Origin of the sequence: Paenibacillus sp. FSL R7-0179 (assembly GCF_038002265.1) — a bacterium.
Lineage (GTDB): Bacteria > Bacillota > Bacilli > Paenibacillales > Paenibacillaceae > Paenibacillus_AQ.
In genome coordinates this window covers 2724123-2736723 of the sequence record NZ_JBBOCC010000002.1, presented here as the reverse complement: position 1 = coordinate 2736723, position 12601 = coordinate 2724123, and the positions used below count along the sequence as shown (strand labels likewise).

Here is a 12601-nt window from a genome sequence, read left to right as displayed (position 1 = left end):
GTAGCTCCTCCTTAATGTGTGGTTCAGGCCTTCGCAGCCTGCATGAGATCAACCAGCTTCCGGGCTGCCGCCTCGGCAAAAGCCGGATCATTAATCGCACAGTCCATTTCGATCAGCTCAACCCTTGAGCGGTCCACCTGCCGGCGCAGGGTATCGAACAGCATCCGGTCCTCTTCAGGGCCGTAGAAAGGCTGCCCCTCCACATCAATGGCTGAAATGCCGCCAAGCGGCAGCATCAGCACCGTGCTCTCTGTCGCCATATTGAGCTTCTCGGCCAGTTTTCTGCCGATCTGCTCATTCTCCTCCACGGTCGTCCGCATCAGGGTGACGGTGGGATTATGCTGATAGAACCTATGGTCCTTGAACTTCTCCGGTACGGTATCCGCCGGTCCGAAGTTGCACATATCCAGAGCGCCCACCGAGACGACCTGCGGAATACGGTTGCGGCCTGCGGCCTCCAGGCGGTGCGGCCCTGCATTCAAGACGCCGCCGATCAGCTCATCCGCCCATTCGGTAGTGGTTAAATCCAGCACTCCTTCAATGAAACCCGCTTCGATCAGCGCCTCCATCGATTGTCCGCCAATTCCGGTTGCATGGAATACCAGCACCTCGTAGCCGCGCTCCTCCAGGTATTTGCGCGCTTCGGTCACACAAGGCGTGGTCACTCCGAACATGGTGGCTGCTACCAGCGGCTTTTTCTCCGGTTCATAGTCTGCTTCGAACAGGAGCATGCCTGCGATGGCAAACATCGCATTGCTGAATATTCTTGTCGAGATCGAATTGAGGCCTGAGACATCCACGACAGACGGAATCATCATAATATCGCTGGTCCCGACATAGGGGGCGGTATTTCCGGAGGCCACCGTCGATACCAGCACCTTCGGTACGCCAATCGGCAGGGCCCTCATAGCAGGAGCAACCAGTGATGTTCCGCCGGTGCCCCCGAAGGAAATAATGCCGTCAAACTTGCCCTCCTGGTATAACCGGGGAACGAGCTGCTCCAGTCCTTTTGACAACACCTCTGTAGCTAACGCCCGGTCTTTCTTAGCAACAAGCTCGTCCAGCTCCACCCCTGCGGCGGAAGCGACCTCCCGGTTAGACACCTCGGGAAGGAAGGCCGTCTCGAAAACACCGGTATGGATCATCAGGGCTTTGAGGCCCAGCTCCTCTGCAAGCTGCTTGATGTACAGGTACTCCTCACCCTTCGTATCAAACGTTCCAGCTATAGCGATCGTCTTCATTCTGCTGCCTCCTCGTATGCGTATCATAGATTCATCATACCGGGCATTTTTATATATGAAAACGCTTTTATGTCCTATGTTTTTGTGTTTAGGTTAGATTTGTACTGCTTGGGCGAGCAGCCCATAAGCTTTTTGAACATTCTGCTGAACTGGGCATAGTCGGGGTAGCCGACCATTGCGGACACCTCGGATAATGGCAGGTGCGGGGCCTGGAGCAGGATGGCAGCCTTTTGCATACGGAAACCGACCAGATAGCTCTGGAAGCTGCACCCGACTTCTTTTTTAAATAAGCTGCTCAAATAACTGCGTGACACATGCGCCACCTTGGCCAGATCTGCGAACACAACTTCCTCGCTGTAATTCTGGGCGACATATTCTTTGACGAATTCTACGTAATCGTAATGCCGGGTGATGCCGCTGAGCATTTTGACCATGAGATCATCCTCATCCAGCTTGCCCAGGCGCTTGAAATCGCGGGTTATGGATGTAATCGACATCTCGGAGGGAATCCGTTCAAAGGCTGAGCCGCCAATGTAGCCCATTATCTGCGTGTTGCTGCTGTACATGTACTGAACATCAACCGGAGTCTTGACCGGCCCGCCGTAAATCATCTTAATGACTTCAGGCTTAACCTCCCCGCAGGCAGTGAGAATGCGCAGGGCCTTCGCCTTGGCAGCTTCCAGGGAGACGACCTTCCGCGCCCCCAGCAATCCGCCTACGGTCAGGCCGAGATGCACACAGATCACATCTGCCCCCGCTTCGGCCATTTGGACCGCCTGGGATTCGTCGAAGACGAAGGCCACGGTGAACAACCCCTGCTGATGAGCCACACATATAGCCTCAACCTCTCTGTCATAGCTGATCCCGGCTTCCTCCAGCGCCTCTCTGAACACCCCGTCGATCAGGCCGACCGTCGGATAATTGTTCATTCCCGCGAAGCCTCTGGCCTTGATCTCTTCTATATAAAGGGACATTTCTCTCGTTGGATCATTCGCATTCAGCCCGAACAGCACCGGAGTGTCTCTCACCAGCGGCACTATCTCCTTCGAGGCAAAATCCATCACCATCTCATTGCTGTTGCAGAAGGGCAGGAACCCAGCCAGCGAGCTTCTCCCCATCTGCCTGAACTTGCCCGAATTCAGCATGAGAATGAAGTCTGCTCCGCTGTCAGCGGCAACCTTGGCTGTAATTCCCGTGCCTGTTGAGACACCGATAATATGGTTGCCTTCTCGAAGCTGTGTCTGGAGCCGTTCCAGAATAGCAGGCCGGTTCAAGTGTCATCCCTTCTCTCTAACATTGTTCACTTCTTGTCCATCTTACCATGGCCGCCAGCCTGATAGAATCAGCAGAGTATACACAAGCATGATTCCCCCTGCCGCAGCATCCATTCGCGAGAAGTGCAGCACTCTGAACGAGGTCCGGCCCCTCCCGTCTCCGTAAGCTCTGGCCTCAATGGTCATAGCGAGCTGCTCGGCCCGGCCGATTGTAGTAACCAGCAGCGGAATGATTAAACGCAGGCAGGCTTGAAGCCGCTGGCGGCCTCGGAGGCTCCCAATTTCGCAGCCCCGTGCCTTCTGCGCCATAAGAATGCGGTCCAGCTCCTGGCTGATGGTCGGAATGAAGCGGACCGCCAGCATGACCATCAGTGCGAAGGCTTCCACAGGAATCCCCAGACGGGCGAGCGGCTTGCACATGACTTCCAGGCCTTTGGCCAGATCCAGCGGCTTTGTGGTCCGTGTCAGGACCAGGGCAAACGCGACCGGAAGCAGAATGCGCCAGAGGTTGAATATTTCCGTCATGATACCGGCCTGGCTCCGGTTGAACAGAAGATGATAGCATAGCGGCAGCAGCAGGAACAAGAGCACCGGCCGTAAGCCGCCGAGGTACAGACGAAGCGGGAGACGGGATAACCGCATGGAACTCCCTGCAAGTACAACAGCTGCCAAATATCCGCAGGGTGATCTTAGCTGCATACAGCACAGGGTGAACACAACGACGCTCAACAGCTTGGTCCGCGGATCAAGCTGGTGAATGACAGAATTGGAATGGACATACTGCCCCCAAGCGGTCGCAGTGCTCATGCCAGCTTGCCTTTGCCGTGCCAGACTGCTCTGACCCGTTCCATAATATCGGCTTCCCGGCAGCTTGCCGGCTCCAGCCTCTGCCCGGATAACTGCTCCATGAGTCTTAAGAGCTGCACCGGCTCCGGCAGAGGCAGGCCAGCCTGTTCCATCTGCTCCGGGCGCTTCAGGAATAATTCATTCACCCCGTAGTGACCCAAGCTGCGCCCTTCATGGAAAAGAATCACCTCATCCGAATATTCGGCTACGTCCTCCAGTTGATGGGAAATGAACAGCACCGTCCGCCTGTTCTCCTTCTGCCAGCTTCGGAGCCGGGAGAGCAGTGACCTTCTGCTGCCTGGATCAAGCCCTGCCGCCGGCTCATCCAGAATCAGCAGCTCCGGGTCCGCAATCAGCACAGAAGCTATCGCCACCCGCCGCTTCAGCCCCCCGCTGAGCTGGAACGGATTCTGCGGAAGAAGCACAGCGGGTATCCCCACCTTTTCCATAACCGCATGAATAGCTTGGTCCACGCTTGTTCTGGATACCCCCTGCACAGTGAGCGCAAACGCCAGCTCCTGCTCCACCGTCGCCGCAAAGAGCTGGTGCTCCGGATACTGAAAAACATAGCCGATCTGCGGAACCACCTTCAGCCGTCCGTGGCGGTCTTTTGGCATAGGCTGTCCATGCTGTGTGTATTCGCCTCTATAGAAGGGAATCAGCCCTTTAACCACCTTGGCAAAAGTAGACTTCCCGGCCCCGGTCCGGCCGATCAGCGAGATCCACTTCCCCTCCTGAAGATGGCAGCTTACCGAACGCAGGATATCCCGGCCGTCCAGCCTTACACTTATATCCCTTAACGCATAGCCCATAATTGCCTGATCCCCTCCTTCCAGTCCGCGCTTACGGATACATCTAGTCCAAGAGCCTGATACAATCTGGCTGTAAAAGGTAGCTCCAGCGCCTGCCCGGCGATAGAGTTATTGCTGAACAAGCGGGAAGGCGGCCCGTCATAGGCCAGTTCCCCGTTGTTTAGCAGCAGAACGCGGTCAGCGGCCAGCACCTCATCCATATGATGCGTGATGTGGATGATCGTCAGGCCTTGCCGGTGCAGGCCATGCAGAAGCTGAAGAAGCTCTTGTCTCCCTTGCGGGTCGAGCATGGAGGTTGCTTCATCCAGGATCAGAATCTCCGGCTGCATGGCGATAACAGCAGCCACGGCGGCCCGCTGCTTCTGTCCGCCGGATAGCTGATGCGGAGAGGCGTCTGCGTAGGCTTCCATCTGCACAGCCCGCAGGGCAGCCTCTGCACGCTGCCTCATCTCTGCTCCCGGCACCCGCAGATTCTCCAGTCCGAACACCACTTCATCCAGCACCGACGCCGTGATGAACTGATCGTCCGGGTTCTGGAAGACAAGTCCGGCCCGCTCACGGATGCTCACAAGATCATCCCGGTTCAGGGTACTAAGTGCCCCCAATCTTACCTCTCCCCTTCTAGGCCGCAGCAGCCCGTTCATTAGCTTGGCGGCTGTGGATTTGCCGCTGCCGTTCGCTCCGGTGACGGCTACGAATTCACCGGGATGAATCCCGAAGCTAAGCTGGCGGAGCACAGGCTCCCTCTGCCGGTAATCATAATTCACCCGGTCAAAAATCAGCATTGGCGCTGCTCCTTTCTGTTCTATCCTTCACTTTCATACCCGCTCATCTGCGGGGTATCCCTTCGACAAGTACAGCCAGCCCCATCGTCAATCCATTCGGGAGGCAGACGGGCCTCATGGATTAACCGCTGAATCAGCGGAGCCAGCAGCTGCTCCGGTTCCAGCGTACAGAGCTGTCCGCCGATTCTGCCGACTGGCATCCGCTTGGCCAGGACCAGGACCGCTCCACGCAATGAGCGCTGTGACCTGCTCTCCCCACCGGTCATCCGGGAAGCCGCACACCATCACCTCCCGGACCGCGGGATGGCGGAGCAGTACGGCCTCGACTTCCTCGGGGAACACCTTCAGTCCTCCGCTCTTGATCATACTGCCTGCGCGTCCGGCCAGGCGCAGTTGCCCCTCCCCATCCATAGCCGCATAATCTCCTGTCCGTCCGATATCGCGATGCGGTGCGGGACCTGCTGTGCACGCTCCAGAATAAGCTCTGCCAGATTCATCGCTGTCTATCCCCTTCTCTTGTCTTCAAGCGGACTGAGCGCCCGGAGCTGCATGGTGATGACGGCGGCCAGCAGAGCCTTGATCAGATCTCCGGGCAGAAAAGCCGCAGACCCGGCAAGTCCGGTCCAGAGCGGAGTATGTGTGATCCAGGCCATGGCCGAAGCGCCGATCAGATTAACGAGCAGAACGCCAAAGATCAGATTAACAGCGAACAGCTTCCAGGCCCGGAGCTTCGGCCAGACCGCTTCAGCGAACCAGCCGATCAGCCCGGCTGCCAGCGGCCAGCTGAACAAATAGCCTGCTGTCGGTCCAACCAGGATAGCCAGCCCGCCGCGTCCGCCTGGTAAGACCGGCAAGCCTAGCGCAATGAGGATAAGGAAAACGATCAGGCTGAGCGCACCCGTCCGCCAGCCCAGGAAACAGCCGGCCAGCATGACGCCAAGCGTCTGGGCAGTGACAGGTACAGGAATAATGCCTAGGGATACGGGCGGAATCAAGCCCAGCACCGCGATTAGCGCAGCAAATAAGGCTGCATAGACCAACTCTTTAATTCTCAATTCAATAACCTCCACGAGATAAGATATAGGAACTGGACGGCCTTCCGGTTAGGGAGTCCAGCCAACAAGCTGAATTATAGTGGAGGATGGTTCTATTGTAAACCATTATTTAATTTTAGGTTCACAATTGAATCATATAAGATGCCCTAAAGAAATAACGAAAAGTCTTGATTTTTCTAATGATCCTAAGCATGTTAATATACTTAAAGAGATGAGTTCGGAACGTTAGACTTGTGGAGGGTTATAGGCATGACAGTCAAAGAACATATCCTGGCCTTACTGGACAGCAATAAGGGTGAGTACTTCTCCGGCGAGGATATCGCCGGGCGGTTATCCGTGACGCGCAGCGCAGTCTGGAAGGCCATCAAAGCACTGCAAAGCGATGGCTACTCCATTCAGGCCGTCACCAATAAGGGATACTCCCTGTCCCCGCAGACGGACATTCTGTCCGCCGCAGCGGTGTCCAAATACCTGGATGCCAGGGGGCAGAAGCTGCGGCTTGAAGTCTTCAAGAGCGTGGCTTCCACGAACGAGCTGGTGAAGGCGCTCGCTTCCGGCGGAGAATCGGAAGGCAAAGTCATTCTCTCGGAGGAGCAGACCGCCGGGCGTGGCCGGAAAGGCCGGCCTTTCTTTTCCCCTGCGGGGACAGGCATCTATATGAGCATTCTGCTGCGTCCCCGGCTGTCGGCGGCGGATGCTACGCTACTGACTACCTCTGCTGCCGTTGCGGTCGCTCTGGCTATCGAGAGTGTATCCGACCTCAGCACACAGATCAAATGGGTGAATGACGTATTCATGAACGGTAAAAAGGTGTGCGGAATCCTCACCGAGGCTTCCCTGTCTCTGGAGAGCGAGTGGCTGGATTATGCTGTGCTCGGGATCGGGATCAATGTGACACTGCCCTCCGGCGGCTTTCCCGCAGAGCTGTCTGAGGTTGCGACCTCTATCTATCAGGCAGGCAATCCCGAAGGGGATTTGCGGAACCGGCTTACAGCCGAAGTGCTGAACCGCTTCATGGCCTATTATGAGCAGCTTAAGGAACGGCTGTTCCTGCCCGATTACCGCCAGCGCATGATGTCCTTGGGCGAGACAATTATGGTTGTTAAGGAGCATCAAGAGCAACCGGCAACCGCCGTTGATATCGACAATGACTGCCGCCTGAAGGTCCGGTATCCGAATGGCGAAGAGGAATATCTGTCGAGCGGCGAGGTTCGTATTCTGCTCTAACGCCTCAAACCACAATTCCCAAGCGTTATTTGCGGGTTGTGGTTTTTTAATGCCGTTGTTTCGGCCCGGATATTTGACGCGTGAATTGATTGATGCCAGAAAATAGATGCAGCATAGCTTAGCAAATACTTTACTGACTTTATGGGTCATGGTCTGCTTGAAGATCATAAATATTCCGAGCTGGTTAGCGCGATATTAAAAAAGCAAAGGAGTAGAAGTGTATGAACAAGCAAACAAACCGCACCCCGCAAGCGACGCCTGCGGGGTGCGGTTTTTCAATTACGGCTTAGTTGTGGCTTGCTTCAGTGCTGAAGTTATTTACTCCCCTGCGCTTGCTGGGTGGGACCGTAATTGGCCGCTCCGGTGAAGTTAACATCTTCCGGCGCGGGATACACCTTCGGGATGCGCAGATCCCGTTGATACAGCCGCAAATGCTCTCCCCGGGGAGCGATATCCACGACATCACAGCCTCTCCAGGAGACCTTGTATTCCTCGCCGCGCACCGTCTCCTTCACCACCACCGTCTCCAGCGGATGCGCAAGCTCTACCGTATCCCCTTCTCCAACACTGCGGATCACAAGCAGATTGCCTTCCCGTGCGGCTGCACATACGGCTCCATTTAACCTAACGGTGAGGTCCGTCCCCATCCAATCATAGACCCGTACCGCAACATTACACGGCTGCTTGGCTGTCATGGACATATATCCCTGATCGGGATAGCTCATGGTGACGGTAGCCTCGTCCGTCTCCTTATCCACCGGCATATTGACGATTACTGTGCCATTCTGGAATTCCACCGCCCGATTCCATATGATCTCCAGGGCTACCGGAGCCATGCCGACGCAGCAGCCCGCAATAGAGCGGAACCTGGATAACGACATGGAATTCACGAGTGAGCCTCCGGTGAAGCCCCCGATCATTCTTGTATCAATCTCCCTGTAGGTTATGCCTGCTTCGTCAGGCCGGGTGTTGTCTGTGACCACGTAGGCAGATACCTTTAGCTGATTCTCCACCAGCTGGTTCCGCGCATACAGGGTCATATCCTCCCAATATTCCTCGTACCCGGCCAAAATCAGCTCATTTGCACATTCGATCATGTCCTTGATGCAGCAGGTCTCGCAATGCTCCTCATGCGGCGGGTGCCACTGGGCATACTCAGGCACCCAACCGAAGGAGGAGGACAGGCTGCGGATATAATCATAGATTCCTTTGCCTGCGGTAATATACCGCTCCTTGCCCGTTACCCGGCCCAGACGTACCAGACCGGAAGCTACCCAGCCTGCAGAATGGACATGTCCGAAGAATTCCATCTTATAATTGAAATAGCGTGAAGGTCCGAGCAGGTAATTAGCGAGACCCGTTGCGAGATCAAGTGCCGCCTCATCTCCGGCAAGCTCATATCTGCGCACCAGAGAATGAAGAACAATGGCATTGCGGATCGCCTGCTCCCCCCGCCCGGTATGCCTGGACAGATCGAAGCCGCCGTCCTTCAAATACACATCATTCGGGAATTCGTAGAGCGGCTCCTGTTCCTCATAATCCCCCGACCAGAAGGTTCGGACCGACCGCTCGATCACCAGGGAGCGCATTCCCCTGACCAGCCCGGCCGCTCTGCTCTCCGCCTCCTCATCCCCGGGATCATTCTCCAGCATCCGGTTCAGCGCGGGAAGAATATAGCCCATCTCGTGAAAAGAGCTATGATTCGTATGTGTCCACGGATAAGGCTCATGAAAGCGCAGGCCGTGCTCCCCCCAGGACTTCATCAGATGACGGTAAAAGGATTGCTGCACCGCAGCGCCTTCCCCCGTCTTCAGCATTTTGCGCACCGCATCTATAGCCTCATACCAGGAGCCGACCAGCTCCGCATCGTCCACCCGGCAGTGGGCAGCCTCAGCTGGCTTCTTATGCGGCAGTACAAGCCAATAGGGCAGATTATCTTCCTGCGCATCCACCATAGAGGTCAGATACCCCAGAACGAGCTTGGCACTCAGTAACGGCGTGAACTTTTCGTAAGTTTGACTTGCCATGTTGTCTATCCCTCCGCTGCTTAATCTCCGGTAACACTGACCTTGAAGTCGTCGAAGTCGATAGACGCATTCGCATAGCCGTCAACGCCGAACAGTTGTCCGGTCAATGTGCTGCCGCCCGTATGACGAAAGGCGAAATCTGTAGCAGCCGGAACAGTTTCATTGTTGATATAGACGCTGTACGTCTTGGCATCCCAGTTCGCGACCATTTTGATGCTATACCATGTGCCCAGCGAGAAGTCTCTCACCTTGACCTTGTTGGAGCCGCCATTCTGCACCAGGATTTTACCGGAATCAAACGCTGTCACCATCGAATAGTTGCCGGTCCCGCTATCATTTCTTACCATAGCGCCGTTGGCATACTGGAAGTTGCTGTTTAACCGGACGCGGTACTCGATAACAATCCGCTGATTCCCCTCAGCGTTTACATCGCCCGCATAAGGCAAGAAGAGGTTGGCTTTGCCTGCTACTGAGGTTGTGGTTAACCGCAGGAATTTATTGCCTGCTTCCTCCTGAACCACAGCGGCGGCGCCATTCGTCAGATCCTGCGTTGTAATGCCATAGGGATATTTGCCGGTTGTATCGCCGGAGAAATCCCGGTAAGCCTTATAGGTTATCCCGTTCTGTGTGGTATTCAGTGAAGCCAGCAAGGCGGCTTCCGCTTCAGCAAGTGCATTCAGCTCTGCATTGAACTGCGCCTGCGTCAATTCCGCATTACCGGCCAACGCCTCCGCATGATCCACGGCGGCAACGAAGTCAGCGTACTTGGCTCCGCTATAATTGCCTGCCCCGTTCCCAAGCGGATAGGAGTTATTAGCCAGCTTGCTGCGAAGCTGATTTACGATCTCATCCAGGCCATAGCCCGGCACAACCTCTACAGAAATCGTGGAAGAGAACTCCTGCCCGTCTATCTTGAGGGTCACAGGCATCTGAACCGTGCCAATGGTACTGAAGTCCAGACCTGCCGTCTCGCTGCCGGTTACCTGTGCCTGAACCGGCTGGTTGTGGTAGACAGCATTCACCACGCCTGGAACCGCAGGAACCATGCCGGAAGGTGTCTTAACTGTTGTAGTGACCTGAACGGCATTTGAAGCGTTAATAACTGTTATTGGGTAAGTGGCTTGCTTGCCGCCGTTTACGGCTGTAATTAGCGCCGTGCCTGGTTGAACAGCACTTACTGTATGGGTTGCCGGGTCAATGGCCGCCACGCCTGGATTGCTGCTGGTGTACTGCGCACTCGCAGTTACATCCTGAACTTCATAATTGTTGTAAAGTGCTTTTGCCCGCAGCGGTGAGCTGGTCTGGCCGCTGATCAGCACAGGCTCCGGCCCGGTGAGCACCAAGGACTGCACTGTTTTCGGATCAGCTTTGACGTTAACTGCTGCGGTTGCGGTTTTGCCGTTATAGGAGGCGGTAATGGTTGCATTTCCTGCTCCGGCGGCCTTCACTTGATTCCCAGCTTGAATAACGGCTACGTTCGTATCAGACGAGGTCAGGACCACGCCTGCCGTGACAGCAGAATAGGTAGTTCCTGTTACTGTATAGAGGGGCAGGCTGCGGGTCTCGTTAAGTCCCAGCGTATATCCGGGAGCCCCCAACAGCAGCTCCGAGGTATTCAGCCGGGATAAATCCAGGCTGTCGATGTCCGCCAGATTGTTCCCCTTGAAGAAGCGGAGAACATTGTCTCCCTGCTGAAGATAGATTTTCGCCGTAGAGGCTCCCCAGCGGTTCGCGCCGGAATAGACGATATTCATCGACGCTCCGGAGCCGCCGTTAACCGACAGGATATGAGAGGCATCCCCCGCATTCGCTGAGCCGTTGCTGTTACGCACGGACAGCACGTAGAAGCCCGCTTCCGGCACATTGACATTGAACTGGGCATAGTCGAAGGTGTTCGCGAGGCTGGTAATCTTCATCCCGCCGGAGGCGGAGCTTTCGCGCCGGACCGCCGGGGATGAAGCGCCAGCCGGATCTTTTACAAGCAGAGCTTGTTCGGCTTCATAACGAATTCGGGCCGGCTCGCCTGATGGGACTGCTATCGGATTGTTCGGATTAACAGGCTCTCCCAGGTTCGGCGTGTTGTCTGTATTCCAGGAGAACTTCTGCGTGCGGACATTGCGGGTCCAGCCTGAGCCCGGCCAGCGGGCGGAATGGTAGATGATCCAGTCCTCGGTACCGTCCGGTGAAGTCACGATACTGTGATGGCCCGGGCCATAGACACCGTTCGCGCTTGCGAAGATCGGCTGGTTACGCTTGGTCCAGGAAGCGGGATTCATCAGATCGGCGCTGGTGCCGGCTGTGATTAATCCGAGGCTATAGCTGTCTGTCCAGCTTCCGTTGGCGGAGTACACCAGATTGATCTTGTTCCCCTTGATCGTAATCTGCGGTCCTTCATTAATCCGGCCGGGGGAGGTCTCCCAGTCATATTCCGGTGTGGACAGGAGCACGCGCTGCGAGCTGATCGTCCATGGATTGCTCATTCTGGCAATGTACAGATTCTGAAAGCTGCCATCGGTGTCCTCCCAGCCGGACCAGATGAAGTAGTGCTGGTCACCGATCGTCAGCACAGTGCCGTCAATCGCCCAGCGGTCCGTGGCATCGGTAATCTTGCCTTTGAAGGTCCAGCTTCCGCTCATCGGATCGGCACTGGCATTCTCCAGCACATACATGCGGTGGTTGGCGTTGGTTCCGTTATCGGCTGCGAAGTAGATATACCATTTGTACTGACCGTCCGTATCCTTGAGATAATGCATCTCTGGCGCCCACACATTGGAGCTGTACATGGTTCCTTTAACGGGCGACCAAGCCAGACTCCGCTCGCCTGCTTCAATGCCGGTAATGCTCTTTGACCTGCGGACCATGACGCCGCTGGCATTGACAAAGGTGTTGTAATAATAGCCGTCCGTGTGCTTGTATACCCAGGGATCGGCCCCGGTCTGCATGATGACATTGTAGAAATCCGTCACGTTCGTTCCCCCTTGTGCTGCCATCACCGTCTCCGGCGTAACCGGCCCCGATTCTTCCGCCGCAGCGCCCCCTCCCCACTGAGGCAGCATGAACAGGACCACGAGGCTGAGCAGCAGAGCTTTGACACTTGTTCTGGACCACTTCTGTTCTTTTCGGGCAAAATTAACCGCTTTCATTTTTTCATCTCCTTCTAGCAGGAATGATGATTCCGTCTGGCGTACTCATAATACCCTCCAGGGCAGATTAAAAAAATGGAAGATCTTAAATTGTTTTTGTAATCAAATAATTGGATAAATGCTAAGCCTGTTGATTACCCAAAAAAAGGTAGCAAAAAGGCCGCTGATTCGTTAAAGTGTTTGTACCCCTA

11 protein-coding genes are annotated in these 12601 nt (G+C 55.5%); 1 reads left to right on the top strand and 10 read right to left on the bottom strand.

Annotated elements, in window-relative coordinates; translation table 11 throughout:
• Nucleotides 1-23 precede the first annotated feature (23 nt).
• The 8 genes from MKX63_RS28345 to MKX63_RS28310 form a co-directional block, all read right to left on the bottom strand.
• Nucleotides 24-1241: a Tm-1-like ATP-binding domain-containing protein gene (locus tag MKX63_RS28345; protein ID WP_341021891.1), complete on the bottom strand. Its 1218-nt coding sequence runs from the start codon at nucleotides 1239-1241 to the stop codon at nucleotides 24-26.
• Between the two features lie 74 nt (nucleotides 1242-1315).
• Nucleotides 1316-2515 carry a phosphoenolpyruvate hydrolase family protein gene (locus MKX63_RS28340; protein WP_341021890.1) on the bottom strand — a complete coding sequence of 400 codons (1200 nt, stop codon included), beginning with the start codon at nucleotides 2513-2515 and terminating at the stop codon, nucleotides 1316-1318.
• A gap of 42 nt (nucleotides 2516-2557) precedes the next feature.
• On the bottom strand, nucleotides 2558-3322 hold the full coding sequence (locus MKX63_RS28335; RefSeq protein ID WP_341021889.1) for an energy-coupling factor transporter transmembrane component T family protein: 765 nt from the start codon (nucleotides 3320-3322) through the stop codon (nucleotides 2558-2560).
• The gene (locus MKX63_RS28330; RefSeq protein WP_341021887.1) at nucleotides 3319-4173 is read right to left on the bottom strand and encodes an ATP-binding cassette domain-containing protein; all 855 of its coding nucleotides are present in this window, start codon (nucleotides 4171-4173) and stop codon (nucleotides 3319-3321) included. The genes MKX63_RS28335 and MKX63_RS28330 overlap by 4 nt, the downstream gene beginning before the upstream one ends.
• Nucleotides 4158-4958, bottom strand: a complete 801-nt coding sequence (locus MKX63_RS28325; RefSeq protein ID WP_341021885.1) for an ATP-binding cassette domain-containing protein — start codon at nucleotides 4956-4958, stop codon at nucleotides 4158-4160. The genes MKX63_RS28330 and MKX63_RS28325 overlap by 16 nt, the downstream gene beginning before the upstream one ends.
• A gap of 20 nt (nucleotides 4959-4978) precedes the next feature.
• A complete protein-coding gene (locus MKX63_RS28320) occupies nucleotides 4979-5191 on the bottom strand; it encodes a hypothetical protein (RefSeq protein ID WP_341023392.1) in 213 nt (70 codons plus the stop codon).
• 129 nt (nucleotides 5192-5320) lie between these two features.
• A complete protein-coding gene (locus MKX63_RS28315; RefSeq protein WP_341021883.1) occupies nucleotides 5321-5455 on the bottom strand; it encodes a hypothetical protein in 135 nt (44 codons plus the stop codon).
• A 6-nt stretch (nucleotides 5456-5461) separates the two neighbouring features.
• Nucleotides 5462-6013 (bottom strand): biotin transporter BioY, encoded by a 552-nt coding sequence (locus tag MKX63_RS28310; RefSeq protein ID WP_341021882.1) that lies wholly within the window; start codon nucleotides 6011-6013, stop codon nucleotides 5462-5464.
• 249 nt (nucleotides 6014-6262) lie between these two features.
• On the opposite strand from MKX63_RS28310, the gene MKX63_RS28305 reads away from it, so the two are divergent.
• Nucleotides 6263-7240: a biotin--[acetyl-CoA-carboxylase] ligase gene (locus MKX63_RS28305; protein WP_341021880.1), complete on the top strand. Its 978-nt coding sequence runs from the start codon at nucleotides 6263-6265 to the stop codon at nucleotides 7238-7240.
• 314 nt (nucleotides 7241-7554) lie between these two features.
• On the opposite strand, the gene MKX63_RS28300 is transcribed toward MKX63_RS28305, so the two are convergent.
• Nucleotides 7555-9267: a hypothetical protein gene (locus tag MKX63_RS28300; protein ID WP_341021878.1), complete on the bottom strand. Its 1713-nt coding sequence runs from the start codon at nucleotides 9265-9267 to the stop codon at nucleotides 7555-7557.
• 20 nt (nucleotides 9268-9287) lie between these two features.
• Nucleotides 9288-12410: a family 43 glycosylhydrolase gene (locus MKX63_RS28295; RefSeq protein WP_341021876.1), complete on the bottom strand. Its 3123-nt coding sequence runs from the start codon at nucleotides 12408-12410 to the stop codon at nucleotides 9288-9290.
• Nucleotides 12411-12601: the final 191 nt, after the last annotated feature.

Bases quoted from the DNA above. Each gene is read 5' to 3' on its own strand.
- MKX63_RS28315 (WP_341021883.1), bottom strand. From the start codon at position 5,455: ATGAATCTGGCAGAGCTTATTCTGGAGCGTGCACAGCAGGTCCCGCAC.
- MKX63_RS28325 (WP_341021885.1), bottom strand. From the start codon at position 4,958: ATGCTGATTTTTGACCGGGTGAATTATGATTACCGGCAGAGGGAGCCT.
- MKX63_RS28295 (WP_341021876.1), bottom strand. From the start codon at position 12,410: ATGAAAGCGGTTAATTTTGCCCGAAAAGAACAGAAGTGGTCCAGAACA.
- MKX63_RS28345 (WP_341021891.1), bottom strand. From the start codon at position 1,241: ATGAAGACGATCGCTATAGCTGGAACGTTTGATACGAAGGGTGAGGAG.
- MKX63_RS28330 (WP_341021887.1), bottom strand. From the start codon at position 4,173: ATGGGCTATGCGTTAAGGGATATAAGTGTAAGGCTGGACGGCCGGGAT.
- MKX63_RS28335 (WP_341021889.1), bottom strand. From the start codon at position 3,322: ATGAGCACTGCGACCGCTTGGGGGCAGTATGTCCATTCCAATTCTGTC.
- MKX63_RS28300 (WP_341021878.1), bottom strand. From the start codon at position 9,267: ATGGCAAGTCAAACTTACGAAAAGTTCACGCCGTTACTGAGTGCCAAG.
- MKX63_RS28305 (WP_341021880.1), top strand. From the start codon at position 6,263: ATGACAGTCAAAGAACATATCCTGGCCTTACTGGACAGCAATAAGGGT.